This window comes from Cryptosporangium japonicum (assembly GCF_039524755.1).
Taxonomy (GTDB): domain Bacteria; phylum Actinomycetota; class Actinomycetes; order Mycobacteriales; family Cryptosporangiaceae; genus Cryptosporangium; species Cryptosporangium japonicum.
Map to the genome: position 1 here is coordinate 418,889 of NZ_BAAAGX010000016.1, position 26,506 is coordinate 445,394.

General features: G+C 74.8%; 23 protein-coding genes. 14 read left to right on the forward strand and 9 right to left on the reverse strand.

Annotated features, from left to right (window positions below; genetic code table 11):
• Nucleotides 1–58 precede the first annotated feature (58 nt).
• The gene (locus tag ABD437_RS21705) at nt 59–766 is read left to right on the forward strand and encodes a GntR family transcriptional regulator (RefSeq protein WP_344650721.1); all 708 of its coding nucleotides are present in this window, start codon (nt 59–61) and stop codon (nt 764–766) included.
• Entirely contained in the window at nt 763–2,076 is a 1,314-nt protein-coding gene (locus ABD437_RS21710) for an alpha/beta hydrolase family protein (protein ID WP_425558195.1), read from the forward strand. Before ABD437_RS21705 ends, ABD437_RS21710 begins: the two co-directional genes overlap by 4 nt.
• Before the next feature lie 101 nt (nt 2,077–2,177).
• Here the strand turns inward: ABD437_RS21710 and ABD437_RS21715 are convergent, their stop codons facing one another.
• From ABD437_RS21715 to ABD437_RS21735, 5 genes are read right to left on the reverse strand one after another with little or no spacing between them, the layout of a single operon-like run.
• Nucleotides 2,178–2,801 carry a hypothetical protein gene (locus ABD437_RS21715; protein ID WP_344650722.1) on the reverse strand — a complete coding sequence of 208 codons (624 nt, stop codon included), beginning with the start codon at nt 2,799–2,801 and terminating at the stop codon, nt 2,178–2,180.
• On the reverse strand, nt 2,792–4,219 hold the full coding sequence (locus ABD437_RS21720) for a hypothetical protein (protein WP_344650723.1): 1,428 nt from the start codon (nt 4,217–4,219) through the stop codon (nt 2,792–2,794). The genes ABD437_RS21715 and ABD437_RS21720 overlap by 10 nt, the downstream gene beginning before the upstream one ends.
• Nucleotides 4,216–5,064 carry an ATP-binding cassette domain-containing protein gene (locus ABD437_RS21725; RefSeq protein WP_344650724.1) on the reverse strand — a complete coding sequence of 283 codons (849 nt, stop codon included), beginning with the start codon at nt 5,062–5,064 and terminating at the stop codon, nt 4,216–4,218. The genes ABD437_RS21720 and ABD437_RS21725 overlap by 4 nt, the downstream gene beginning before the upstream one ends.
• The gene (locus ABD437_RS21730; protein ID WP_344650725.1) at nt 5,061–5,870 is read right to left on the reverse strand and encodes a zf-HC2 domain-containing protein; all 810 of its coding nucleotides are present in this window, start codon (nt 5,868–5,870) and stop codon (nt 5,061–5,063) included. Before ABD437_RS21730 ends, ABD437_RS21725 begins: the two co-directional genes overlap by 4 nt.
• A complete protein-coding gene (locus ABD437_RS21735) occupies nt 5,867–6,460 on the reverse strand; it encodes an RNA polymerase sigma factor (RefSeq protein WP_344650726.1) in 594 nt (197 codons plus the stop codon). Before ABD437_RS21735 ends, ABD437_RS21730 begins: the two co-directional genes overlap by 4 nt.
• A 94-nt stretch (nt 6,461–6,554) precedes the next feature.
• On the opposite strand from ABD437_RS21735, the gene ABD437_RS21740 reads away from it, so the two are divergent.
• Nucleotides 6,555–7,373, forward strand: a complete 819-nt coding sequence (locus ABD437_RS21740; RefSeq protein WP_344650727.1) for an SAM-dependent methyltransferase — start codon at nt 6,555–6,557, stop codon at nt 7,371–7,373.
• A gap of 16 nt (nt 7,374–7,389) precedes the next feature.
• Here the strand turns inward: ABD437_RS21740 and ABD437_RS21745 are convergent, their stop codons facing one another.
• The gene (locus ABD437_RS21745) at nt 7,390–8,283 is read right to left on the reverse strand and encodes a LysR substrate-binding domain-containing protein (RefSeq protein ID WP_344650728.1); all 894 of its coding nucleotides are present in this window, start codon (nt 8,281–8,283) and stop codon (nt 7,390–7,392) included.
• Between the two features lie 77 nt (nt 8,284–8,360).
• Between ABD437_RS21745 and ABD437_RS21750 the strand changes: the two genes are divergently transcribed.
• From ABD437_RS21750 to ABD437_RS21760, 3 genes are read left to right on the forward strand one after another with little or no spacing between them, the layout of a single operon-like run.
• The gene (locus ABD437_RS21750; RefSeq protein ID WP_344650729.1) at nt 8,361–9,512 is read left to right on the forward strand and encodes a tartrate dehydrogenase; all 1,152 of its coding nucleotides are present in this window, start codon (nt 8,361–8,363) and stop codon (nt 9,510–9,512) included.
• Nucleotides 9,509–9,967 carry a DUF1203 domain-containing protein gene (locus ABD437_RS21755; protein ID WP_344650730.1) on the forward strand — a complete coding sequence of 153 codons (459 nt, stop codon included), beginning with the start codon at nt 9,509–9,511 and terminating at the stop codon, nt 9,965–9,967. The genes ABD437_RS21750 and ABD437_RS21755 overlap by 4 nt, the downstream gene beginning before the upstream one ends.
• A gap of 31 nt (nt 9,968–9,998) precedes the next feature.
• The gene (locus ABD437_RS21760) at nt 9,999–10,466 is read left to right on the forward strand and encodes an RDD family protein (protein ID WP_344650731.1); all 468 of its coding nucleotides are present in this window, start codon (nt 9,999–10,001) and stop codon (nt 10,464–10,466) included.
• A gap of 1 nt (nt 10,467) precedes the next feature.
• On the opposite strand, the gene ABD437_RS21765 is transcribed toward ABD437_RS21760, so the two are convergent.
• Complete coding sequence (locus tag ABD437_RS21765) at nt 10,468–12,015, reverse strand: APC family permease (protein WP_344650732.1); 1,548 nt, start codon at nt 12,013–12,015, stop codon at nt 10,468–10,470.
• A 154-nt stretch (nt 12,016–12,169) separates the two neighbouring features.
• Between ABD437_RS21765 and ABD437_RS21770 the strand changes: the two genes are divergently transcribed.
• From ABD437_RS21770 to ABD437_RS21805, 8 genes are all read left to right on the forward strand, one after another.
• Entirely contained in the window at nt 12,170–12,832 is a 663-nt protein-coding gene (locus tag ABD437_RS21770) for a TetR/AcrR family transcriptional regulator (RefSeq protein ID WP_344650733.1), read from the forward strand.
• Nucleotides 12,833–12,925: 93 nt separating this feature from the next.
• A complete protein-coding gene (locus ABD437_RS21775) occupies nt 12,926–13,747 on the forward strand; it encodes an urea amidolyase associated protein UAAP1 (RefSeq protein WP_344650734.1) in 822 nt (273 codons plus the stop codon).
• A complete protein-coding gene (locus tag ABD437_RS21780; RefSeq protein ID WP_344650735.1) occupies nt 13,744–14,373 on the forward strand; it encodes an urea amidolyase associated protein UAAP2 in 630 nt (209 codons plus the stop codon). The genes ABD437_RS21775 and ABD437_RS21780 overlap by 4 nt, the downstream gene beginning before the upstream one ends.
• A complete protein-coding gene (gene uca, locus ABD437_RS21785; protein ID WP_344650736.1) occupies nt 14,370–17,918 on the forward strand; it encodes an urea carboxylase in 3,549 nt (1,182 codons plus the stop codon). Before ABD437_RS21780 ends, uca begins: the two co-directional genes overlap by 4 nt.
• Nucleotides 17,915–19,561: an allophanate hydrolase gene (gene atzF / locus ABD437_RS21790; protein ID WP_344650737.1), complete on the forward strand. Its 1,647-nt coding sequence runs from the start codon at nt 17,915–17,917 to the stop codon at nt 19,559–19,561. Before uca ends, atzF begins: the two co-directional genes overlap by 4 nt.
• Nucleotides 19,562–19,736: 175 nt before the next feature.
• Nucleotides 19,737–22,541 (forward strand): ATP-binding protein, encoded by a 2,805-nt coding sequence (locus ABD437_RS21795; protein ID WP_344650738.1) that lies wholly within the window; start codon nt 19,737–19,739, stop codon nt 22,539–22,541.
• A gap of 36 nt (nt 22,542–22,577) precedes the next feature.
• Nucleotides 22,578–23,198 (forward strand): hypothetical protein, encoded by a 621-nt coding sequence (locus ABD437_RS21800; RefSeq protein WP_344650739.1) that lies wholly within the window; start codon nt 22,578–22,580, stop codon nt 23,196–23,198.
• A 97-nt stretch (nt 23,199–23,295) separates the two neighbouring features.
• Nucleotides 23,296–24,696, forward strand: a complete 1,401-nt coding sequence (locus ABD437_RS21805; RefSeq protein WP_344650740.1) for an alkaline phosphatase PhoX — start codon at nt 23,296–23,298, stop codon at nt 24,694–24,696.
• Nucleotides 24,697–24,741: 45 nt separating this feature from the next.
• Here the strand turns inward: ABD437_RS21805 and ABD437_RS21810 are convergent, their stop codons facing one another.
• A complete protein-coding gene (locus tag ABD437_RS21810; RefSeq protein WP_344650741.1) occupies nt 24,742–25,641 on the reverse strand; it encodes an SMP-30/gluconolactonase/LRE family protein in 900 nt (299 codons plus the stop codon).
• Between the two features lie 23 nt (nt 25,642–25,664).
• A complete protein-coding gene (locus ABD437_RS21815) occupies nt 25,665–26,426 on the reverse strand; it encodes an SGNH/GDSL hydrolase family protein (protein ID WP_344650742.1) in 762 nt (253 codons plus the stop codon).
• Nucleotides 26,427–26,506 lie beyond the last annotated feature (80 nt).

Here is a 26,506-nt window from a genome sequence, read left to right on the forward strand (position 1 = left end):
AGCAAATTCGTCAAGCATTGCTTATTGCCTTGCCATGTCCTGACGCTAAGCTCGCCCGGTGGTCACCGACTCGCTCGCGACGCTCACCAGCGACACACTCGCCGACCAGGCCTACCGATCGGTGCGGGCGGCGATCGTCACCGGTGAGCTGCGGCCGGGACAGAAGGTGACCGAACGCGGCCTGGCCGAACGCCTCTCGGTGAGCCCTACGCCGGTCCGCGAGGCGATCCGGCGGCTGGAGCAGGACGGGCTGCTCACGCGCACCGGGCCCCGCACCGTGAAGGTCTCCGACCTCGGCGACACCGCGCTGCAGGACCTCGCCGAGGTGGAGGTGGCGCTGCGCGGGATGGTCGCGCGGTTCGCGGCCCGCCACGCGACGCCGGAGAAGCTCGACAACCTCGACGCGATACTCGACGAGGCCGACGACCTGCGCATCGTGATCAGGAAACGGCTGTCGGACTCCGCCCCGACGACGCGGCACATCAACCAGCTGCTCGACACCGTGCAGCGGTTCAACGACGCGGTCAACGCCTGCGCGGGCAACCCCGTGCTGGTGCGCCTGCTCGACCAGACCCGGGTGTTCTCGCAGGCGGAGAGCCGGGCCCGCCGGTTGGAACGCGCCCTCGAGGACCCGCACTTCGGCGAGGAGCGCTGGGCGACGCACCGCGCCCTCGTCGACGCCCTGCGCGCCGGCGACGAGGGCACGGCCGAGGCGGTCGTCATCGAGGACGCGCGGGGCGGGTTGAGCGCGCTGCTGGGCGAGTGAGAACGCGCTTACGACGCGCCCTGTCCGGCGCGCTCGTCGCCGCCGCACTGGCGACGACGCTCGGCGGCGCCGCGGTCGCCGCACCCGACCGGGCCTGCCCGGCGCCGCTCGCCGGCCGGGCCACCTGCTACGCCGGCCGGGACGCCGCGGGCGCCTGGTACTCGATCGCCGTGCCGGAACGCTGGAACGGCGCGCTCGTCGTCTACGCCCACGGCGGGCCCGATGACACCACGTCGGCCGACGGGCCGGCCGCGGACCTGGCGTCCTGGTCCGCGCTCGTCGAGCGCGGCTACGCCTGGGTCGGCTCGTCGTACCGCCGCGGCGGGTACGGGGTGTGGATGGCCGCCGCGGACACCGAGAGCGCCCGGCGTCGCTTCGTCGAGACCGTGGGCCGGCCGTCCCGGACCTACCTGCACGGCCAGTCGTGGGGTGGCAACGTCGCCGCCAAGGCCGCGGAGGTCCACCCCGCCTCCTGGGACGGCGTGCTGCTGACCGACGGGCTGCTCGCCGGCGGGTCCCGCGGCTACGACGCGCGGGTCGACCTGCGCGCGGTCTACCAGTACTACTGCCGCAACCTGCCCGGACCGGCCCGGGCCGGGCTGCCCGCGGACTCGACGCTGACCCCCGACGACGTCCAGGCCCGGCTGGAGGCGTGCACCGGTCGGCCCGGGCACCGCACCGCGCGCCAGCAGCGCGTCCTCGACGACGTCCTCGCGGTGACCCGCCTGCCCGAGCGCGCGCTCGGCGTCCACCTGCGGTACGCGACGTTCCTGTTCCGGGACATCGTGCGGCGCCTGGGCGGCCGCAGCCCGTTCGGCAACCAGGGTGTGCGCTACACCGGCTCGCACGACGACCGGGCCCTCAACGCCGGCGTCGAACGCTTCGCCGCCGATCCGGCCGCGCGCCGGGACCTGTCCTACGACAGCGACCTCACCGGCCAGGTGCGCGTTCCGGTGCTGACCCTGCACACGATCGGCGACCCGCAGGTGTTCGTGGAGAACGAGTCGGCGTACCGGCCGCCCCGGCTGGTCCGGACGTTCATCAGCGGCACCGGACACGGGGGCGCGACCATCGACGAGTACCTGGCCGCGCTCGGGGCGCTCGACGGATGGGTACGCACGGGCCGCGCCGCGTCCCCGGAGTCCGTCGCGGCGTCGTGCACCGGCGCGTGCTCCTATGTGCCCGGTTACCGCCCCGGTCCGTTCTTCACCCGGATCCGCCCCCGCCCGGGCGCCACGACCTGGCCCGCGCTGACGCCGGCCCAGGAACGCGCGTGGAGCCGCATCCCGGACGTCGGTATCGCGTCCTGAACAAGACCTCGCCGTGTACGGCGCGGCACGTGAGTTCCCCGCCCGTGCCACCTCCACCGGGCGGGGTCCCGCTTCCGCCGCCGCCGTACGCGCACCCACCGTCAGCCTCTCCGTCGGAGCCCTCTGACCCCCTCGCGGTTGGCGAGGGCCAGCACCAGCACGGGCACGGCGAGCGCACCGGCCAGCAGGTGGTGGACGTGGTCCCAGCGGGCGTCGCCGGGCCCGGTCCAGGGCGTGTAGTGGTCGGGCAGCAGCAGCGAGGCCCCGACGACGGCGGCCACCGTGAACAGGCCACCCAGCGCCGCCGCGCGGCCCGGTGCGCTCCGGACGCTCACCGCGCCACCGGCCAGGCCGATCGCCGTGAGCAGGGCCATCTCCACCGCGAGGCCACCGACCGGCAGCGGCGTCGGCACCCGGTTCGCGACGACCACCAGCGCCCCTCCCCCGATTCCCGTCGCCGCGCCGAGCGCGAGACCGCACCGGATCCACTGACGACGCCCCCGGCCGACCGGCGCCGCGCGGGTGCCGGCGTCCATCGGGTCGACGAGCGCGAACGCGGCCGCGCCGCCGGTCAGCGCCGCGATCATGCGCAGGACGAGCAGCGCCGACCCGGTCCGGGGTTCGACGATCGCGCTGGTCGACAGGCCGGCGGCCAGCACCGCCAGCAGCGGACCCCAGTCGAGCGCACGGGCCAGCGGACGAACCAGCAGGACGGTCAGGCGCATCGCGGAGGCCCCAGGGGTGAGTCGTGGTGGTGGCCGGACAGGCCCAGGAGCGGCAGTGCCCGCGCGATCGGCGTGGCCGGGTCGACCAGCACCGACCAGTGCGCCCGGATCCGTCGCCCGGCCTCCGGCATGGTCAGCAGCCGGCTCGCGTGCTCGATCTCGCCGGCGCCGTAGGACACTCCGAGCGGGGTGGCGCGGGTGACGAGGGTCCGTCCGCCGCTGCCGGTCGTCGCGATCGTCACCGTGATCGTCGCCGGTCCGGCGGCCCGCCCGGTGACCTGACCCAGCAACCAGAGCGCGACGACGGTCCTGGCCTGGCCGGACGCGTCGCACCGCTCGCCGGTGTCCAGACCGGTGGCCCGGGCCGCGACGTCCCCGGCCAGGAAGTCCCGGTAGGGGCGTTCGGACGCGCCCCGACCCCACACGCTCCAGACCGGCACCGAACCCGTCGTGTCGCCCGGCGCACCGGCCGTGTGTTGCACGATCGTCGGCAGCCCGTCGCGGGCGGACGCCGGCAGGGCCGCCTCGATCGGGGCGACGGCCGCCGCCCAGCGGGGGATCCAGCCGGTGTACCCGCGCAGCGCGCAGTACGTCACCGCACCGATCCGGCGGCAGTCCGTGCCGGCCCGGCCCTCGGCTGCCCGGCCGTCGGGGCCCGGGCCCGGCCGGGCCTGGGCCGCGGCGCCCGTCGAGACGCCGAGCACGAGTGCGGTCAGCACGACACCGAGCACCGCACCACGCCGCCGCGACCGGTGCCGCAGGAGCGCCACGCCGACGCCGGCCACCCCGACGGCGACCAGGTAGACCAGGTGCAGCTCCGAGGGCCGGGCCGGCCCGTCGGTCGTGCGGATCAACACCAGCGGGAGGAACCACCCGCCGAAGCCGCCGAGGTTGCGATTGAGCAGCGTCAGCAGCATCAGCGCGAACAGCACCAGCGGAGCGGCGACCAGCGACGGCACCCAGCGTCCCAGCGCGACCCCGAGCGGAGCCGCGAGAGCCGCGACCGTGACCCCGCAGGCCACCTCGAAGCCGTCGAGGTGACCGCCGACCGACCCCTGCGCGATCCGGAGCACCAGGTACGCGGCGATCTGCAGCGCGGCGACCACGGCACCCAGGACGGCGAACGCGCCCGCCACCGCCACCGCACGGTCGGCCGGGCGACCGGGCAGCGCGGCGAGCCGCTCGGGCATCCGACGCTCACGCAGGATCGCCAGGTTCGCGCCGAGCAGCACCCCCGCGGCGACGAACAGCGCGTCACCGGTCGCGTCGACCGTCTCGATGGTCAGATCGGGGGCCCAGGCCGCGGTGCCCGACAGCCGGGTCCGGACCGCGGCCGCGTGCACGGCGACCGCCACCAGCCAGAGCAGCGGGTTGCGCAGCGCCCGGCCGAGTTCGGAGCGGAACAGCGCGCCGGTCACGCCGGCACCGGCTCAGCGAGACGCAGCAGGTACCCGTCCTCGACGGTCGGTTCGGCGGACTCGCCTCCGGCCGGACGGTCGCCGAGGACCCGGTACCGGCCGTCGGCGCCGCGCCAGTACTGTCCGCCGGCCGGGCGCTCCGCGGTCGACCAGACGTGCCCCTCCGCCGCGGCGGCGAGCGCGAACGGCGTGCCGTCGAAGACCACCCGGCCACCGGAGACCACTACGACCCGTTCGCAGAGCGCGGCGACGTCCTCGGTCTGGTGGGTGGAGAGCACCACCGTGCGGTCCTCGCCGACCCGGGACACCAGCCGCCGGAACCGCATCCGCTGCTCGGGGTCCAGCCCGACCGTCGGCTCGTCCAGGATCAGCAGGTCGGGATCGGCGAGCAGCGCCTGCGCCAGCGCCAGCCGCTGGCGCATCCCGCCGGAGAGCTTGCGGACGCGGGTCGTCGCCCGGTCGGTCAGGCCGACGTCGGCCAGCACCCGACGCACCTCCCGGTGACGTTCGGCGCGGTCGGTGAGGTCCTTGAGGATGGCGACGTAGTCCACCAGGTCGAACGCGGTGAAGTGCGGGTAGCAGCCCGGGTCCTGCGGCAGGTAGCCGAGTCGCCGGCGCAGTTCGGTGCGGTCGGCCCGATCGGCGGGATCGAGGCCGAGCGCCCGGATCGTGCCGGAGTCCGGCGCGAGCGTGGTGGCGAGGCAGCGCAGCAACGTGGTCTTGCCCGCGCCGTTGGGACCGAGGATCCCGGTGACCCCGGCGCCGAGCGTCAGGTCGAGCCGGTCGAGAGCGGTCCGGCGTCCGTAGCGTTTGGTGATGCCGGTCAGCACGACGGTGTCGGTCAACGGGGCTCTCCCGGGTCGAGGCGGCCGCGCCGCCGGTAGAGGACGGCGGTGAACAACGCGGCGGCGCCGCCGTAGAGCACCTGTGCCGGGCCGGAGAAGACGACGTAGGTGTCGGTCGCCAGCAGGCAGACGGCGACCCAGACGGCGGCGAGCGTCCCGGCCAGCACCGGCACCGGGAACCGGGTTCCGGCCGCGAGGCACGCCGTGCTCAGCGTCAGCCCGGGAAGCAGCCACGCGAAGCTGAGCGCGGCGGGCCCTCCGACGAAGGGCGCGGCCGCCCCGGTCAGCAGCGCCGCCGGGGCGAGCACCGCACCGGCCCGGACGAGCAGCAGCCGGGCACCGGCCAGCGGAGTCGCGGCGTGCAGCTCGTAGGCCGGGTCGACGGTCGGTCCGTACGCGACCGCGATCCCGGCGAGCGGCAGCACCGGCGCGACGATCAGGAACGCCGTCAGCAACGCCCGGTCGGCGTCGGCGAACCGGGCGGCGCCCACCGCGAACGCCAGCACCAGCACGACGGACGTGAGCCAGGCCCGGCTCAGCGTCGGGGTGGCCAGGAGCAGCCGGGCCAGGTGTTCCGGTAGTCCGACGCGGGCCAGCGCCCGCTCCGCCGGAGCGCGCCGGGGCCGGTCGACCACGTCCTCGATCCGGGCCCACGACCCGGCCAACCAGGCGTCGTCGGCCGGTGCCGTCGCCCGGCACGCCCGGCAGCCGGTGACGTGGGCCTCCACCGACATCACCTGCGCCGGGGTCAGCGTTCCGTGCCGGTAGGCCGTGAGCAGATCGGTGGGGACGTGCCAGTCGCTCATGTCAGCAACTCCCGTAGCTGTGCCCGGGCGCGCCGGGCCCTGGTCTTGACCGTGCCCTCGGGGATGCCGAGCAGCTGGGCGGCCTCCCGGGTGGTCAGCCCGTCGAGCACCGTGGCCTGGATGACCGCGCGCAGCTCCGGCGAGAGGCCGGACACGGCCGTTCCCACGTCGCTGTGCTCGACGCCGAGCAGCACGAGGTCCTCGGCGGACTGGGTGACGTCGTCGGCGCGGCCGAGTTCCACGAACGGCGGCCGGGCGGCACGCAGTGTCGAGATCAACCGGCGGACGCCGATCGTCCAGATCCAGGCACCGGCGTCGGGGCCGGCGGACCGGTACCGGCCGGCGCTCCGCCAGACCGCCACGAACGTGTCCTGGACGACGTCGGCGACCAGATCGGGGTCGGCGCACCGCCGCGACAGCCGGGCCCGCAACCAGGGCGCGTGCCGCCGGTGCAGCTCACGCAGTGCGTCGACGCGGCCGGCGGCGACTGCCGCCAGGAGGACCTCGTCGGTGCAGTCGGCGCCCGGCGGCGCGGGCTCCTCGGGTCCCGGCGCGCGCTGCGGCCGACGCCAGGGAAAGAGTGCGTGCATACCGAGGACTATCGCGGCTCACCCCCGAACCGGTTCTCGGGCCGGCCCGGTCGACTCCGACCGTCCACGGCGGACAGTTCGCTACGCTGCGCCCGTGGACGCGAATTCCGGGAACCGAACGCCCTCCGCGCTGGACACCGGCGTTCCGCATCCGGCCCGGGTCTACGACGCGCTGCTCGGCGGCCGGGACAACTTCGCCGCCGACCGCCGGGTGGCCGACGCCATGCGCGCCAACCCGGCCGCCGAGATCGGGGCGCTGGCCAACCGGGACTTTCTCCGCCGGGCGGTGACGTTCCTGGCCGGCGAGGCGGGCATCGACCAGTTCCTCGACGTCGGCACCGGCTTGCCGACCTCACCGAACGTGCACGAGGTCGCGCAGGCCCTGACCCCGTCGGCGCGGGTCGTCTACGTGGACAACGACCCGATCGTGCTGGCCCACGCCCGGGCGCTGCTGTCGAGCTCGCCCGAGGGCTCGACCGGCTACGTCGACGCGGACGTCCGGAACCCCCTGACGATCCTGGCCGCCGCACGGGAGACGCTCGACTTCGACCGGCCGATCGGGTTGCTGCTGCTCGCGGTCGGGCACTTCCTGGACGACGAGCACGACCCCTACGGCGCCCTCGGCACGCTGCTGGCCGCGCTGCCCGCCGGCTCGTACCTGGTGATGTCCCACCTCACGGCGGAGTTCCTGCCGGACGAGACGGCGCGGACCGTGGCGATGTACCGGGCGCAGGGGATGGTGCTCCGCCCTCGCCGCCGGGAGGAGATCGCCCGGTTCTTCGACGGGCTGGAGCTCGCCGAACCAGGTGTGGTCCTGGTCCAGCGCTGGCGTCCGGGCCCGGACGACCGGATCAGCGCCGAGGAGCCGGGCGAGCGTGCTCCGGTCTACGGCGCGGTGGCGCGCAAGCCCTGACCCCGCGGGTTCGCGGTCACCGGCCGGCGAGACGCTCCGGCAGGGCCGCCGCCAGGTGGTCGAGGAGGTCGCTGACCCGCCGGGGAACGTGCCGGTCGCCGTCGAGCAGCGCGTAGATGTCCGCCGGCGGCGTCGGCACCTCCGGGAGGACACGCACCAGCGAGCCGTCGTCGAGGTGGCGGCGCACCTGCCAGAGCGAACGCATCACGATCCCCCGGCCCGCACGGGCCCACTCGGTCACCACGTCGCCGTCGTTGCTGGAGAGTGGGCCGCTCACCCGGACCCGCCGCTGGTTCGTGGCGTCGCCGAAGCGCCAGAGGGCGAAGTCACCCTCGTTCTCACGCAACACGATGCAGTCGTGCGCGGCCAGGTCCTCGACGGTCCGCGGTTCGCCGCGGGCCGCCAGGTACGCCGGCGCGGCGCACGGCACCCGCCGGTTCTCCGCGAGGCGGCGCAGCCGCAACGTCGAGTCCGGCGGGGCGCCGACGTGGATCGCGACGTCGAACTCGCGGCGGTGCGGCCGCAGGGGCAGCGCCGAGGTGTGCAGTTCGCAGTGCAGCGCCGGGTGGGCGGCCGCGAACGCGCCGAGCAGCGGCGCGATGTGGGCGCGGCCCAGCCCGAGCGTGGCGTGCACGACCAGGCGGCCGCGGACACCGGCGGTGACCACGTCGTCCAGTTCGCGGAGCTGGTCGAGGATGCGGCCGGCCCGGTCGGCGTAGAGCTCGCCCTCCGAGGTGAGCGTGAGCCGGCGGGTGCCGCGCTGCACCAACCGGATCGCGAGCCGCTTCTCCAGCGCGGTGAGTCGCTTGCTGACCACCGGCAGCGACCAGCCGAACTCCCGGGCCGCCGCGGTGAGGGTCTCGCTCCGCGCGACGACCCGGAAGAACGCCAGATCGTCCACCGAACTCATGCTCTTTCAGTACGCGAAAGAAAGGCTTGCCGGCAAGTGCCTTGTCCGGTCCGGCCCGGTCGGCGGAGGGTACGGGCATGTCTGCGCGCTACCGCATCGCGGTGATCCCGGGCGACGGGATCGGCCGCGAGGTCGTTCCCGAGGGCCTCCGCTGTCTGCGGCGGGCCGCCGAGACCCACGACTTCGCGCTCGACGTCGTCGAGTTCGACTTCGCCAGCGCCGCGTACTGGGAGCGGCACGGCACGATGCTGCCCGGCGACTGGCAGCCGACCCTGGAGGCGTTCGACGCGATCTACTTCGGCGCGGTCGGCTGGCCGGCGGTCGTGCCCGACCACGTGTCGCTCTGGGGCAGCCTGCTGCGATTCCGGCGGGTGTTCGACCAGTACGTGAACCTGCGCCCGGTGCGGCTCCTGCCGGGCGTGCGCGGCCCGCTGGCCGGGCGGGCTCCCGGCGACGTCGACTTCGTGGTCGTCCGGGAGAACACCGAGGGTGAGTACTCCAGCGTCGGTGGGCGCGTGTTCGAGGGCACCGAGCGCGAGATCGTGCTGCAGGAGACCGTGATGACCCGCCACGGCGTCGACCGGGTGCTGCGGTTCGCGTTCGAGTACGCGCGCGGACGCGAGGCACGGCACCTCACGTCGGCGACGAAGAGCAACGGGATCGCGATCTCGATGCCGTACTGGGACGAGCGGGTGGAGGCGGTCGGCCGCGACTACCCCGACGTCGACCGGGACAAATACCACATCGACGCCCTGGCGGCGCACTTCGTGCTCAACCCCGATCGTTTCGACGTGGTGGTGGCGAGCAACCTGTTCGGCGACATCCTGTCCGATCTCGGCCCGGCCTGCACCGGGACGCTCGGGATCGCACCGAGCGCGAACATCAACCCGGAGCGCCGGTACCCGAGCCTGTTCGAGCCCGTGCACGGGTCCGCGCCGGACATCGCCGGGCGGGGCATCGCGAACCCGATCGGACAGATCTGGTGCGGCGCGATGATGCTCGAGCACCTGGGCGAACCGGACGCCGCCGCCGCCCTGCTCAGCGCCGTCGAAGCCGTCCTCGCCGGGCCGGCCGACGCCCTCACCCCCGACCTCGGCGGCGCCGGTACCACCACGCAGCTGGGCACCGCGATCGCCGCCCGCGTGGGCTCGACGACCGTCGCCGTCGCGGACCCCCCGACCGATTCCCGCCAGACGGCGGCCGGGAACGGCGCCACGATCGAGCCATGACGTTCGTGATCTCCCCGATTCCCCCCGCCCGGCTGAGCGCGATGCGGACGAGCGGCGCCGACGACGCGGGGGCGCCGCTGGCCCCGTTCACCACCGACGAGGACGGGGCGCCGCTGCGGTGCTGCCTGCGGAACGCCCGGGCCGGCGAGCGGGTGGCGCTCGTCGCCTACCGGCCCGGCGGCACCGCGGGGGCGTACCGCGAGGTGGGGCCGGTGTTCGTCCACGCGGACGCCTGCGCGGGGTACGCCGAGCCGGGCGTCTACCCGGAGGCGTTCCGCCCGCGCCGCCAGGTGTTCCGGGCCTACGACGCCGACGGCCGCATCACCGGCGGCGTGCTGATCGAGGGCGCGGACGCGGAACCGGCCATCGAGGAACTGTTCGCCGACCCCGCGGTGGCGACGGTGCACAGCCGCAACGTGATCCACGGCTGCTACATGTTCACGATCACCCGCTGAACCGGACGGCCGGGGCGTTCGTGTTGGGTTCGTGACCCCAGTACCCCAGGACACGCGGCCCGACGACTCCGTCGAGTGGGTCGAGGTGCACTCGCAGGGCACCCGGGCCGGACGCCCCGCCGCGCTGGTCCGTCGCGGCGGGGCGCGGCTCGTCGACGTCGCGGTGTGCGCCGCCGTGGCGTCCGTGTCGCCCTGGTGGGTCGCGGCGCTGTTCGCCGCGGTCTGGCTCGTCGTCCCGGTGCGGCTGGCCGGGGCCACCGCCGGCAAGTGGCTGTTCGGGGTGCGGGTCACCCGCTACGACGGCGCCCGGCTCACGATCGGCCGGGCGCTGGCCCGCGAGGCGTTCGTCGTCGGCAGTTTCGTGATCACGCTGGTCGCGGTGCTGAACACGATGGTGATGGTCAACGACCCGCGCGGGCAGGGCTTCCAGGACCGGATCGCGGACACGGTCGCCGTCGACGCGACGACGACCGGCCGGGCCCCGGCCCCGCCGCGCTGAGTCAGGCCTCGTCCACCGCCACGTGGGTGTGCGGGATGTGAACCAGGTCGATGCGACCGTGCAGCCGCTTCCCTCCGAAGTACACCGCGCCGACGGCCACGACCGCGCCGACGAACAGCACCGCGCTGTACTGCAGCACCCAGTTGCCGTTCGTGGAGAGGTCGTAGATCTCCGGCCGCGGCCACATCAGGTTGACGATCATGATCACCTGGTAGACCACGGCCAGCGCGTTCACCGCGATCCCGAACCGGCCCATCGTGAACAGCGGCTTCCCGTCCTCGTCGTGCCCGGCCGGGAAGTGGTCGGTGTCGCGGTGCTTGATCCGCACCACCAGCAGGGGCAGCGTCACGCCCAGGTAGGCGACGTAGAGCATCGCGATGCAGATGCTGGAGAGCGCGGTGAAGATCGTCGTCGAGTTGACGTTCACCGCCAGCGCCAGCGCGGCACCCGCCCCCACCACGATCGACGTGACGACCGGCGTACCGGTGCGCGGTGACACCGTGCCGAGCGCCTTCGCGAACGGCAGCGCGCCCTCGCGGGCCATCGAGTACGTCATCCGCGCGCCGGACGTCTGCACGGCCAGCGTGCACGCGAACACCGCCACCGCGACGCAGCAGAGCAGCAGCCGCCCGAACACGTCGCCGAGCCGCTCGGTGATCACCCAGGACAGCCCGAGCGACGAGAGGTTGCCGTCGGTGAGGCTCGGTGCGGCCATCAGCGCGCCCAGGATCAGCAGGCCACCGCCGAGGCCCGACGTCGTCAGCGCGCGGATGATCGTCTTCGGCGTGGTCTTGCGCGGCGAGTGCGTCTCCTCGGCGAGCTCACCGGCGGAGTCGAAGCCCACCATGACGTACGCGGCCATCAGCGCCGAGGCGAGCCAGGCGAAGAAGTAGTTGCCGCTGCCCTCCCAGCCGGTGTGGTGCAGCACCACGCCGGGCCCGCGCTCGGACAGCGCGAACAGCACGCCGATCAGGACGACCACACCGACGATCTCGATCGCGACGCCGAAGCTGGTCGCCGCGGCCATCTGCCGGATGCCGAGGATGTTCACCAGCGTCGTGACGACGAGCAGGGCGATGCCGAGCACGACCGCGTTCTTGGCGCCGGTCGGCGACAGGATCGACGGGTCGGCGCCGGACCCGCCGACGAGCTGGAAGCCCGACCAGATCGCCGGGAGCACGGCCTGGGCGGCGATCGCGGCCACGGCGACGGTGAGGATCTGGCCGACGATCATGATCCAGCCGGTGAACCAGCCCCAGCTCGTGCCGGCCAGCCGGCTCGACCACTGGAAGATCGCCCCGGACACCGGCCAGCGCCCGGCCAGCTCGGCGAAGCACAGCGCGACGAAGAGCTGGCCGACGAACACCACCGGCCAGGCCCAGAAGAACGACGCCCCGCCGAGCAGGAAGCCCAGCCCGAACAGCTGGAACACGGTCGTGAGGATCGAGACGAACGAGAAGCCGGCGGCGAAGGACGCGAACGTCCCGACGCCGCGGTGCAGTTCCTGCTTGTAGCCGATGGGCGATCGTTCCGGCGCGGCTGTGCTCATGACTCCACCTCTGGGATTTCTGTCGCTCGACAGGAATTGGCCATGAGCGTGGGGTCGCTGTGTTCCGGGCAGGGTGCGTGATCGGTTAAATCCCCGTGTCCCCCGCCCGACGCGGTGTGCCCCGCCCGGCGCCGGGCATGGCAGCATCGGCGGCGTGAACACCAGCCGCGCGGGACGCCCACGGGTGCGCGAGTCCCGGCATCCGGACCGGACCCCGCGCCAGGAGATCCTGGACGCGGCGGCGGCGCTGTTCGGCGAGTCGGGGTTCGCGGCCACGTCGACGCGGGCGATCGCCGAACGGGTCGGCATCCGGCAGGCGTCGCTGTACTACTACTTCCCCGGCAAGGACGAGATCCTGCTCGAGCTGCTGGAGGCGTCGGTGCGCCCGACGCTCGATCTGGTCGACACGATCCGCGCCGGTGCGCCGGGCCCGGCGGCGGCGCTCTACGCGCTCGCGGTGCGTGACGTCGGCACGCTGCGGGCGGGGCCGCTGGGCGTGGCCACGCTGTACCTGGCGCCCGAAGTGCGTCAGGCGCCGGCGTTCGCGCCGTTCCGCGAGCACCGCGCCCAGCTGGCGGCGGTCTACGCCGAGCTGGCCGCGGGCGCGGCTCCCCCGCACCACCCGGTGGGCGCCGAGGTGCTCGGTGCGGCCTGCCTGCACGTCGTCGAGATGGTGCCGACGCTGCCGGGCCGCCCGGACCTGGACCGCGAGATCGCCCACGCCTGCCTGGCGCTGGCCGGCCTGCACGGCGAGTCCGCCGAGGCCGCCGGGCTGGCCGGCGACGCGCTGCTGGCCCGGCTGGCCGCCACGCCCTGAGCCCGGGAACGTTTCACGGGGGAAACGCGGGCGAAACGCCGGAACCCGAAGGTGATTTCTGTCAGTCGACAGAAATCACCGAGGGGGCGCCGCATGACCCGCGACACGTCCACTGTGTTCGCTGCCCGCGACGACGCACGCTCCCGGGCCGGCACCGACGCCGACTGGATGCCCTACCTGCCCGCGTCGAGCTCGCCGTTCGCTCCGGACGGCGTCGAGAAGGCCGCGCTCACCTGGGCCGAGACGGTCGCGCCGGGCGGGTACACGGCCAAGGTCGTGGCCCGCGGCACCACGATCCGGCTCACCGACGTCACCGGCGACGCCTGCGCGCACGTGCTGCTCTTCAACGCGGTGGCGCCGTGGGAGCGGCTCAACGTCGCCGACACGCAGAAGATCCCCTGGCAGGCCTACCTCGGGGCGGGGCACCCGCTGCTCTCCGGCGACGGCCGGGTGCTCGCCACGATCACCGCCGACACGTCCGGGCGCCACGACGCGTTCTGCGGCACCACGTCCGACGCCTGGAACACGCGCAAGTACGGCGACGCCGCGCCCGAGGGGCCCAGCCCGTCGGGCCGGTCGCTGTTCACGCTGGCCGCGGCGAAGCACGACCTCGGCCCGCGCGACCTGCCCCCGAGCGTCTCGTTCTTCCAGGGCGTCCGGGTCGAGGAGGACGGCACGCTGCGGTGGGAGGGCTCGGCCGGACCGGCCGAGGTGGACCTGCGCGCGGAGTTGCCGCTGATCGTTCTCATCGCGAACACGGCGCACCCGCTGGATCCGCGCGAGACGTTCACCGTCGGCCCGCTGCGTGTGCACGCCTGGCGCACGGCGCCCACCGCCGCGAGCGCCGCCGCCACCCCGGAGACCCACCGGGCCTACCTGAACACGATCGACTACGCGGAGGCGCGAGGACTGTGAGCGACGCCCTGATCCCCGGCCCGGTCGTGCTCGACGAGCGGGTCGCACCCCGCGCGCCCTGGTCGGGTGTCGTCGCCGCCGGGCACGTGCTGACGATCGTCGACGTCGGCGGCAACCAGTCCGCCGACTGCCTGATCTACGCCGACGCCGACCGCACCGAGCGCTACAGCGTGCCGGACACGCTGGCCTGGCAGGGCAACGCCTACGTCCGGGAAGGCACGGTGCTGCGCAGCCAGTACGGCAACGCGCTGATGACCGTCGTCGGCAACGAGGTGGCCCGGCAGGACACGATCGGCGGCGCGTGCGGCAAGGAGTCCAACACGTTGCGCTACGGCCACCACACCGCCCACCAGCACGGCTGCCGGGAGAACTTCCTGGCCGAGGCCGCGCGCCACGGACTGGGCGCCCGGGACGTCGTGTCCAACCTGAACTGGTTCATGAACGTGCCGGTGGAGGCGGACGGGACGCTCGGGATCGTCGACGGCATCTCCGGGCCGGGCAAGCGGGTCGCGATCCGCGCCGACGTGGACGTGCTCGTCCTGGTCAGCAACTGCCCCCAGATGAACAACCCGTGCAACGACTTCGACCCCACGCCGCTGCGGATGATCGTGACGGTGCCGGAATGAGCTTCGACACGCTGCTGATCGCGAACCGCGGGGAGATCGCGCGCCGGATCATCCGGTCGGCCCGCGCGCTCGGGATGACGACCGTCGCGGTCTTCTCCGACGCCGACCGCGCCGCACCGCACGTTCGCGAAGCGGACACCGCGGTGCGGCTCGGCCCCGCCCCGGCCCGCGACTCCTACCTGCGTACCGACGCGATCCTCGAGGCCGCCGCCGCGACCGGCGCCGGGGCGATCCACCCCGGCTACGGTTTCCTCTCCGAGAACGTCACGTTCGCCCGCGCGTGCGCCGACGCCGGGCTCGCGTTCGTGGGCCCGACGCCCGCGCAGATCGAGGCGTTCGGCGCCAAACACACCGCCCGGGAACTGGCCACCGCGGCCGGCGTCCCGCTGCTGGCCGGCTCCGGGCTGCTGGCGTCGGCCGAGGCCGCGGTGGACGCCGCCGCGTCGATCGGCCTGCCGGTCATGCTGAAGGCCACCGGGGGCGGCGGCGGCATCGGCATGCAGGCCTGCCACTCGCTGCCCGAGGTGCGCGCCGCCTACGACCGGGTCGCGCGGCTGGCCGCGGCGAACTTCGGCTCCGCCGGGGTGTTCCTGGAACGGCTGGTGCGCCCGGCCCGCCACGTCGAGGTGCAGCTGTTCGGCGACGGCGCCGGCCGGATCGCGGTGATCGGCGACCGCGACTGTTCGCTGCAACGGCGCAACCAGAAAGTGATCGAGGAGGCCCCGGCGCCGGCGCTGCCCGGCGCGGTGCGCGCCGAGATCGCCCGCACCGCCGCCGAACTCGCCCGGTCGGTGCGCTACCGCTCGGCCGGCACGGTGGAGTTCGTCTACGACCCGGTCCGGGAGGAGGCCGCGTTCCTCGAGGTCAACACCCGCCTGCAGGTCGAGCACCCGGTCACCGAGGTCGTCTACGGCGTGGACCTGGTCGACGCCATGCTGCGGCTGGCGCGCGGCGACGTCCTCGACGAGCTGTTCGACCGGGACTGGCGGGCGAACGGGGTCGCGGTCGAGGCCCGCGTCTACGCCGAGGACCCGGACAAGGACAACGCGCCCTCGACCGGCCTGGTGACGCGCGCGGAGTTCCCGGCCGGCGTCCGGGTGGACGCCTGGATCGAGACCGGCCTGGAGGTCACGCCGCACTACGACCCGATGCTCGCGAAGGTCGTCGCCGGTGGCGCGACACGCACGGCCGCCCTGGACGCGCTCGGCGACGCGCTGGCCGCGAGCCGCGTCGACGGCCTGGTCACCAACCTGGGCCTGCTCCGCGCGCTGACCGCGGGCGCCGCGCTGCGCGACGCGACGCACTCGACGTCCACGCTGGAGGTCACCGCCGACCCCGAGCCACGCATCGACGTGGTGGAGCCGGGCGCGCTCACGACCGTGCAGGACCTGCCCGGCCGGCTGGGCTACTGGCAGGTCGGCGTGCCCCCGTCGGGCCCGTTCGACCCGCTCGCGCTGCGGGAGGCCAACCGCGCGGTCGGCAACCCCGACGGGGCGCCCGGCCTGGAGGTCACCGCGACCGGCCCGGTGCTGCGGTTCTCCGCGGCCGCCCTGGTCTGCGTGACCGGGGCACCGGCCGACGTCCGGGTCGACGGCTCCGAGCGGCCGATGTGGACGCCGATCGAGGTTCCGGCCGGCGGCACGCTCAGCGTCGGCACCGCGTACGGGCCCGGCCTGCGCCTCGCGATCGCGGTCCGCGGCGGCCTGGACGTGCCTCCGTACCTGGGCAGCGCGTCGACGTTCACGCTCGGGGGCTTCGGCGGGCACGGCGGCCGGGCGCTGCGGGCCGGTGACGTGCTGCGCCCCGGGGGTTCACCGGTGGGCGCCCCGGTCCGGCCCGTCCGCATCCCGGACTACACGTCCACCTGGACGATCGGCGTCACCGAGGGGCCGCACGCCGCGCCGGAGTTCTTCACCCGCGAGGCGCTCGACACGTTCTACGCCACCGGCTACGAGGTGCACCTCAACTCCGCACGCACCGGCGTGCGCCTGATCGGCCCCCGCCCCGTCTGGGCGCGCGGCGACGGCGGCGAGGCGGGCCTGCACCCGTCGAACATCCACGACACCCCGTACGCCGTCGGCGCGATCGACTTCACCGGCGACACCCCGATCATCCTCGGCCCGGACGGCCCCAGCCTGGGCGGTTTCGTCTGCCCGGCGGTCGTCGCCAGCGGCGAGCTGTGGAAGGTGGGGCAGCTGCGCCCGGGCGACACCGTCCGGTTCGTGCCTGTCCGCGAAGCCGACGCGGCCGCCCCGGTCCTGATCGGAGCCACCGGCGACGGCGACGACGGCGTCCTCGCCCGGATCGACGAGCAGCCGGGCCGCCCGAGCGTCACCTACCGGCGCGACGGCGACGACAACCTGCTGATCGAGTACGGCGACCAGGTCCTCGACCTGGGGCTGCGCATGCGGGTGCACGCGCTGATGACCGCGGTCGAGGCGAACCGGCCGGACGGCGTCGTGGACCTCACGCCCGGCATCCGGTCGCTGCAGATCCACACCGAGGGCCGCGCGAGCCGCCTGGTCGGCCTGCTCCGTGCGCTCGACGACGCGCTCCCGGCCACCCAGGAGCTGCGCGTCCCGTCCCGGCGGGTGCGGCTGCCGCTGTCCTGGGACGACCCCGCCACCCGCCTGGCGATCGAGCGGTACATGGCCGGCGTCCGCGACGACGCGCCCTGGACACCGTGGAACATCGAGTTCATCCGCCGGATCAACGGCCTGGACTCGGTCGACGACGTCTACCGCACCGTGTTCGACGCCGAGTACCTGGTGCTCGGCCTCGGCGACGTCTACCTCGGCGCACCGGTCGCGACCCCGCTCGACCCCCGCCACCGGCTGGTCACCACGAAGTACAACCCGGCCCGCACCTGGACCGCGGAGAACTCCGTCGGCATCGGCGGTGCCTACCTGTGCATCTACGGCATGGAGGGGCCCGGCGGGTACCAGTTCGTCGGCCGCACGGTGCCGATCTGGAACCGGTTCCGGCGCGGCGGCCTGTTCACCGACCGGCCGTGGGCGCTGCGGTTCTTCGACCGCATCGACTGGTACCCGGTCACGGCCGAGGAACTGCTCGAACTGCGGGCCGAGACCGACGCCGGGCGCGGCGCGTTCGCGACCGAGGACGGCACGTTCGGCCTGGCCGACCACCAGCGTTTCCTGGACGCGAACGCGGACTCGATCGCGGCGTTCCGCGCCACCCAGGCCGCCGCGTTCGCCGCCGAGAAGGACCGCTGGCACGCGTCGGGCGAGTTCGACGTCCGGCCCGAGCCCGCCCCCGCGCCGGTCGCGGCGCCGGTGGACGTGCCCGCGGGGTCGATCGCGGTCACCGCGCCGTTCGGTGCGACCGTGTGGCAGGTGTCGGCCCGGCCCGGGGACTCCGTCGCCGACGGCGACCGGGTACTGGCCCTGGAAGCGATGAAGATGGAGACGCCCGTGATCGCACCGCAGGCCGGTGAAGTAGTGGGGATCTACGTGGCGCCCGGCGACGCGGTGTCCGCGGGCCAGGTGCTGTTCGCCCTCCGCACCGCTGCGGAGGTGGCCGCGTGATCGCCGACCGGGTCCGCGCGGCGTACCGGCGGATCGCGGCGGCCGACCGCCCCGAGGTCTGGATCACGCTCCGGGACGAGGCGGACGTCCTGGCCGAGGCCGCGACGATCGACCCGGCCCTCCCGCTGGCCGGTCTGCTCGCCGCGGTCAAGGGCAACATCGACGTCGCCGGGCTGCCCACCACGGCCGCCGCACCGTCGTACGCCTACGAGCCGGCGGCCGACGCCACCGCGGTCGCCCGGCTGCGTGCCGCCGGGGCGCTGGTGCTCGGCACCACGAACCTCGACCAGTTCGCCACCGGCCTGGTCGGCACCCGCAGCCCGTACGGCGCGGTCCGGAACGCGGTCGACCCCGAGCGCATCTCCGGCGGTTCCAGCTCGGGCTCCGCCGTCGCCGTCGCGCTCGGCCTCGTCGACCTCGCGCTGGGCACCGACACCGCGGGCAGCGGCCGGGTGCCGGCCGCGCTCAACGGCGTCGTCGGCGTCAAACCGACCCGCGGTCTGATCCCGACGACCGGCGTCGTCCCGGCGTGCCGCAGCCTCGACTGCGTGACGGTGTTCGCCCGCGACCTGCGCCTGGCCCGCCGCACGGCCGAGCTCCTCGCCGGGCCCGACGGGCTGGACCCGCTGGCGCGGCCGTTCGTCCCGGCGCCGTCGACCGGCACCGTGCGGCTCGCGATCCCCGCGCCCGAGCACCTCGACGGGCTCGCCGCCGGGTGGGCGGACGCGTTCCGGGCGGCCGTGGAGCGGTTCCGGGCCGCCGGCGCCGAGATCGTCGAGGTCGACGTCACGCCGCTGCTGGCGGCGGCGTCGCTGCTCTACGAGGGCGCGTTCGTCGCCGAACGGACGCACGCGGTCGGGGCGCACCTCCGCGCGCACGCCGAGCTGATCGGCACCGCGCTCGACCCCACCGTCGCGGCCATCGTCCTGGGCGGTGAACGGTTCACCGCGGTGGACGCGTTCCGCGACCGGCAGCGCCTGGACGAGCTCGGCGCGGCCGGCCGGGCCGCGCTGGACGGCACGACCGCGCTGCTCACCCCCACCACCACCTGGCACCCCACGCTCGCCCAGGTCGAGGCCGACCCGGTCGGCGCGAACGCCCGGATGGGGCGCTGGACCAACTTCGCGAACCTGCTCGACCTGGCGTCGCTGGCGGTACCGGCCGGGATCGTCGACGGGCTGCCGTTCGGCGTGATGCTCACCGGACCGGCGTTCAGCGACCGCACGCTCGCCGCGCTGGCGCAGCTGTTCGCCGACCCGCCGGTCGACCTGTTCGTCGTCGGCGCCCACCTGTCCGGGCACCCGCTCAACCACCAGCTGGTGTCGGCGGGCGGGTCGTGCCTCGGCCCGGCCGCGACCACGGCCGACTACCGGCTCTACGCCCTGGACACCGTGCCGCCCAAGCCCGGGCTGCTGCGCCGCGACGACGGCGCCGCGATCACCGGCGAGGTGTGGCGGCTGCCCGCGGCCGGGTTCGGTACCTTCGTCGCGGGACTGCCCCAGCCGATGACGATCGGCGCGGTGACGCTCGCCGACGGCCGCACCGTCCGCGGGTTCCTCGCCGAACCGATCGCCACCCGGGACGCGACCGACATCACGGCACACGGCTCCTGGCCCTCGGCCCTGGCCGCCGGCGTGAGCTGAGCCGCCCGGCCGGCCCGGAGGGGACTTCCGGGCCGGCCGGGCGGGCTCCAGCGTCGCCCGGCCCCGCTCCCCGCGGCAGGGCCGAAAGTCCCGACCGCGGACCCGTTGTTCGGCAACCGCGGATATGCGCGCGGCCGGCCGTGACTTTCCGCGGTGCGGGCGGTTGATCCGGGTGATGGGAAACGCGACGATCGTCGGGCGCGCCGGGGAACTCGACGTGCTGCGCCACGCCGTCGACGACGTCACCGCGGGTATCGGGAGCCGCCTGATCGTCGGCGGTGACCCCGGGATCGGCAAGACCTGCCTGCTGCGCGCCGCGACCGACCACGCCGGCGGCCGGGGCGTCGCGGTCGCGGCCCGGATCGCGTTCGAGAGCGACCGGGCGCTGCCCTGGCTCACGCTCGGGGCCGCGCTGCGGGGCTGCGCGCCGTCCGGGGAGGCGTTCGGCTGGCTCCGCGAGGAGCCGCGGAGCTCGTACGCGTTGCTCGGCCGGCTGACCGAGTCGCTGGAGGAGTTCGTCGCCGGGCAGCCGCTGGTCGTCGCGATCGACGACGCCCAGTGGATGGACGAGTCGAGCGCGGTCGCGATCCGGGAACTGGTGCCCGCGCTGGAGTCCGCGCCGGTGTGCTGGCTGTTCGGCCACCGACCGGTGCCCGGGGAAACCCCCGGCCAGCTGCTGGTGAGCTGGCTGCGTCAGACCGGGGCCACCACGCTGGCGCTCGCGCCGCTGGCCGACCACGACGTCGCCGAGCTCTGCGCCGACCGGCTCGGCCACCCCGTCGACCACACCGTGCTCGCGCTGGCCGCCGGGTTCCGCGGCGTGCCGCTGCTGGTCGAGCAGCTCGTGCGGGCCCTGCGCGCCACCGGTCAGGTCGTGGTGACCGACGGGGTCGCCGGCGTCGTCGGGAACCAGCTGCCGGCGAGCTTCGTCGCGGTCGTCGATCAGCTGCTCGCCGGGCTGAGCCCGGACACCGGGCGCCTGGTGCGCAACGGCGCGGTGTTCGCGCGCCCGTTCGGCGTCGACGCGGTGGCGTCGCTGCTCGACCTGCCGGTGGCGCGGACGATCCCGCGCGTCGAGGAGGCCACCGCGGCCGGGGTGCTCGTCGACGGCGCGGGCGGGTTGACGTTCTCCCACGACCTGCTGCGCCGGGCGGTGTACGCGGGGCTGAGCCCGGCGGTGCGCCCGTCGCTGCACCGCCGGGCCGCGGCGGTGCTCCGGGCGGAGGGAGCGCCGCCGGCGGAGGTGGCCGGGCACCTGCTCCGCGCGGGTCCGTCCGGCGCCGCGCGTGCCGGAACGCTGCTGCGCCGGGCCGCCGCCGAGGTCGCCGGTGCGGCCCCGAGCACGGCCGCCGACCTGATCCTGCGCGCGCTGGAGGTCCGGCGCCCGGGCGACGCCGGGCGCGACCGGCTGGTCGCCGAGGCGGTCGAGCTGCTGGCCGCCGCCGGGCGGATCGGTGAGGCCCAGGAGCTCGCGCGGACCGTGTCGGGGGGCGGCCTGCCGCCGACCACCCGGGCCGTGCTGCGGCTCGGGCTGGCCGAGGCGGCCGCGCACGCCGGCCTCGACGACACCGCGGTCCACCACGCCGGCCGGGGCCTGGTGGACACCGGCGACGACCCGGAACCGTCCGACGTCGATCAGCGGTCCCGCGGTGCGGACGGGCCGGCGGGGATCCGGGCGAAGTTGCTGGCCGTGCGCGCCCACGGCCTGGTCCACCGCGGTGACCTCGCGGCCGCCGACGAGGCCGGCCGGCTCGCCGACGAGGCCGGGCGCGGCGCCGGGACGACCGAGGCGTCGGCGTCGGGGCTGAGCGCACGCCGCCTGGTGGCCCTGGCCGAGGGACGCCTCACCGACGCCCACCGGTACGCACTGGCCGCCACCGAGGTCACCGGCAGCGGAGCGCACCCCCGGATCGGGCTGGCCGACACGCTGCGCGCGCTCGGCCGCCACCGCGACGCCGACCGCGAGCTCCGGCAGGCCTGGGAGGACGCCGAGCGGCGCGGGACGACCCGGGCGGCGCCGCGCTGGCACCACGTCGCCGCCCGGCTGCACCTCGCCCAGGGCCGGGTGGACGACGCCGCCGCCGAGGCCGACGCCGGGCTGACCGTCGCCGGGCGGTCCGGCGCCGGCCGCCTCACGGTGCCGCTGCTCGGGATGCTGGCCCGGCTCGCGGTGGCCCGCGACGACCCCGACGCCGCCGGCCGCCACCTGGAACAGCTGCGGGCCCGGCGCGCCGACGGCACGTCCGCCGCGCCGGAGGACGCCGACTGGTCCGAGGCGGTGGTCCTCGCCGCCCGGGGCGATCCGGCCGCCGCGCTCGCCGCGGTCCGCGGGCTCGTCGACCGGCTCCCGGACCGGCCCGCGCTGTTCGTCCACGACCCGACGTCCGCCGTCGCGCTCGTCCGGATCGCGCTGGAGGCCGGTGACCGCGTCCGGGCGCGTGGCGTCGTGCGCGCGGCCGGGCGGCTGGCCGCGCGCAACCCGCGGGTGCCGTCGATCGCCGCGGCGGCCGCGCACGCCGAGGGTGTGCTGCGCCGGGACCTCACCACGCTGCGTCGGGCGGTCGAGCGCTACCGGCCCACCGGTCAGTGGCTGGCGCTCGCCACCGCGCTGGAGGACGCCGGGGCGACGGCCGACCGCGCCACCGCCACCGCGTGGTTCGAGGAGGCGCTGACGATCACCACCACGTGCGGCGCCCGCGCGCACCAGCGTCGGCTGGAGCAACGCCTGCGCGGTCGCCCCACCCGGGTGCCCGCCGGCACCGGGCCGGAGCTCCGGCGCCTGAGCCCGAAGGAGTTCGCGGTGGCCCTGCTGGTCGCCGACGGCCTCACCAACCACCAGGTCGGCAGCCGCCTGCACATCTCCAGCCACACCGTCGACAGTCACCTGCGCAACATCTTCCGCAAGCTCGAGATCCGCAGCCGCGTGGACCTGACCCGGCTCGTCGCCGGTGGGAACGGTGTTGATCCCGTGATCACGTGACTACTGCGCGGACGCGGGGCGCCGCACTCTCGTTCCATGACGTCGACGCTCTCGGCCACGCTGCGCACCACCGTGATCGGACGGTGGCACCACCACCTGTCGAACAAGCCCCCGACCCGACGCAACCACTGGCGGACGCGGGTGCGCTACTACCGCGCGGTCGAGCAGCTGGTGACCGACGACCCGGACAGCGAGCTCAGCTGGCGCACGGTGGTGGCCGCCACCGGCCCCGACGGCGCACGCAGCACGTTCTACGAGGTGGCCGGCCCGGGCGCGCGGAGCTCCATGATGGATGCCCTGCTGCGCGCGGACAGCACCGACGCGATGCAGCTGGTGCTGCGCTACCGGCGGCCCGGCGCGGCGGCGCAGCTGCTCGACGAGGTGAAGGTCTGGTCGTTCTGGCCGTACCGGGTGGCGTTCCTGGCCGCGCTGGAGGCCGGCGGACGCGCACCGGCCGACGCCCTCACCGACGCCGTGCTGGCCTGGGCGTCCGACCACCCGCGGCTGGCCGCCGCGCTCGACTGGACCCCGCCGGCGTGCGCGGTCGAGGACCTGATGGTCGTCCACCAGGGCCTGCTGCCGGCGGTGCGCGCCGCCGGCCTGCTCTCCGACCGGCTGCGTGCCGCCGCGAACGTCCGGCCGGGACGACCTCGATAGTTCGCCCAGACGTCAGCGAGTGTTTGTCCGGTACGCGCCGTACTTGCCCTTACTGTCCTCGGTGCATCATCGAGTCGTGTCGTGAAGGAGCTCCCCCATGACCGAGGCAGTATCCCGCCGTTCCGCCCTGGCCCTGGGCACCGCAGGCGCGCTGGGCATCACGTTCGCCGGAAGCATCGACGCGATCGCGGGCACCGCTGCCACCGCCGCGGCGACGAGCCAGACCGGCACCGACGGCTACGGGCCGCTGGTAGCCGACCCGGCCGGCCTGCTGGCCCTCCCGAAGGGCTTCAAGTACACGATCGTCGCCGAGGCCGGGAAGACGAAGCTGGAGTCGGGTCAGCCGACGCCCAGCGACGCCGACGGCACCGCCAGCTTCCCCGGCCACCGCGGCCTGACGCTGGTCAACAACCACGAGAACGACGGCACCGAGCCGTACCCGGTGCCCGCGCTCGAAGGTCTCACCTACGACCCCGCGGCCAAGGGCGGCACGACGAACATCGACGTCGACCACCACGGGAAGCGGCTCCGCGAGTACGTCAGCCTGGCCGGCACCCACAACAACTGCGCCGGCGGCAAGACGCCCTGGGGCACGTGGCTGACGTGCGAGGAGACCGAACAGAAGGCGGTCGCCCCGTTCACCAAGGACCACGGCTACGTGTTCGAGGTCGACCCGTTCGACCGGGCCGCCAACAAGAACCCGGTGCCGCTGAAGTTCCTCGGCCGGTACTCGCACGAGGCCGTCGCGGTCGACCCGCACAACCACACGATCTACCTCACCGAGGACGCCAACGAGCCGCACGGCCTGTTCTACCGGTGGACCCCGCCGGCCGGCTTCCACGGCGGCAAGGGCGCGCTGCGCCGACTGGCCACCCGTCCGGGTGGTGACACCGCGGGCACGCTGCAGGCGCTGAGCGCGTTCGACGGGGCCACGCAGATCGCCGACCTCTCGCAGGCGACGAAGCCGGGCACGAAGTACAAGGTCAAGTGGGTGGACGTGCCCGACCGGGACGCGAGGAGCGTGTCGGTGCGCAAGCAGTTCGGCGCCGGGCAGGTCACCGGTAGCCGCAAGCTCGAGGGCGCGTGGTGGGGCCACCACGGCGCATACTTCGTCGCCAGCTACGCACGCAAGACCGACGGCAGCGTCGCCGAGCACGACGGCCAGGTGTGGTTCTACGACCCGCGGTCGAGCACGGTCACGCTGGAGACGATCTTCGGCGTGAACAAGACCCCGGCGAAGGACGGCGCGTTCGACGGGCCGGACAACATCACGGTGTCGCCCTACGGCGGCGTGATCCTCGCCGAGGACGGCGAGGGCGTCCAGCACCTCATCGGGGTCACCGACCGGGGCGCCTCGTACCCGCTGGCCCGCAACGACTTCAACGACAGCGAGTTCACCGGCCCGAACTTCAGCGCCGACGGCTCGATCCTGTTCGCGAACATCCAGTCACCCGGCTACGTCCTGGCCATCACCGGCCCCTGGACCCGCGTCCGCTGACCCGGGCGGCCCGGCCGTCCGCTCCCGGACGGCCGGGCCGATCGGTCACGGCCGGCCGGCGTGCGGGACGTCGACGGTGGTCGTGAGGAGGACGGCTTCGCGGACCGGGGCGCGCAGGTGCTCGTAGAAGTCCGGCGCCGCGCACATCAGCAGCGTGCGGCCGTCCTCGCCGCCGAGCATGCACGCGTAGATGCCGAGCCCGTCCGGGGCCCGGATCTCGTCGACGATCGCGCCGCCGGGGGCGACCCGGACGACCCGGCCGCCCACCGCGTCGGCGGCCCAGAGGTGGCCCTCGGCGTCGAGCGTGCACCCGTCGGGCGCCACGACGAGCTGGCCGAGCACCTCCTCGGTCGTGGTGCCGGTCGGCGCGGCCGCGAACGTCGCCCAGTCGCGGCGGTTGGACAGCGACCCGTCCGCGCCCAGGTCGAACGCGGTGTAGCGGTTGCCGAGCGTCTCGCCGACGATCAGCGTCGAGCCGTCCGGCGTGATCACCGAGCCGTTCGGGAAGTACAGGCCGTCGGCGACGACGGTGACCGTGCCGTCGGGGTCCACCCGCTTGAGCCGCGCGGTGCGCAGGTCACCGCCGCCCATCAGGTCGAACCCGAAGTCGCCGACGTAGATGCGCCCGGCCTCGTCGATCACCAGGTCGTTGAGGTGGCCGCCGCAGTGCGGGGACAGGTCGACGAGCTCGGTGAGCGCACCGTCGGTCCAGCGGAGCAGCCGCTGGTCCTTCATCGAGACGACGACCAGCGACCCGTCGGGCAACCAGCCCAGCCCGGACGGCTGCTGCTCCACCTCGGTGACGACCGTCTCGTGGCCGTCCGGGGTGATCCGGCTGACCGTGTGCCGGTAGAAGTCCGAGACCCACCAGGTGCCGTCGCGCCACCTCGGCCCCTCGAAGAACCCACCGCCGCTGAACATCGTCCGAACGTCTCTGTCCGTCATGAGCAGCACGTTAACGGTGTGTCTTAGGTCGCGGCCAGAGTCAGCAGCAGTTCGTCGGCGATCGCACGCATCCCGGCGGCGTTCGGGTGGAAGGCCGCGGCCGAGCGCTGGAACCCGTTCACCCACGGCTCGGGCGTGCCGACGCCGTGGGCGGCGCTGAGCACCGAGGCCTGGATCAGGTCGGCGCCGGTGGCGTGCGCGGCCATCACGAACGCGCCGTTGACCCGGCGGCCGAGGGCACGCAGCGCCCGGTGCTGGGCGTCGTCGAACGGCTCGGCGGTGATCGTCTCGTCGAAGATCGTGAGGTAGTCGACGAGCACCACCCGCGCGTCCGGCGCCCGGCCGCGGACGGCGGCCACGATCGCGCCGAGGCGCTCCACCACGACGTCGGTGTCGAGCACCGGCACCGGCCCCCGGGCGAGCCGGTCCCCCAGCGGCCGGGTCCACCAGTGGCGCCGGAAGCGGTTCGCCCAGGCCAGCCGGAGCACGGTCGCGAGGTAGCCCAGGTCGTTGCCGCCGGCGGTCAGGGTGACCAGGTCCGCGTCCTCGGGCACGCCGCCCACCTGCGGCGGGTACGTCGTGCGGGCGATCCGCTGGGGCGTCTCGAGGATCGTCGCGGTGGTGGCGCCGGAGACCGTGAGGTCGGTCAGCCGGGCACCCAGCCCGTCCGCGACGAGATGGGCGTAGTTGCGGCCGGAGCGGCCCGCGGACCGGTCGACGACCGGCGGGATCCCCGGCCCGGCCGCGAACGAACTGCCCAGCGCTACGACGTGTCGGTAAGGCATGGGCCCCATCCGATCAGGTGCGGCCGGGTTACCGGACAGGAGGCCCCCGGTTGCGCGGTGCCGCCGACCCTCAGCCGGCA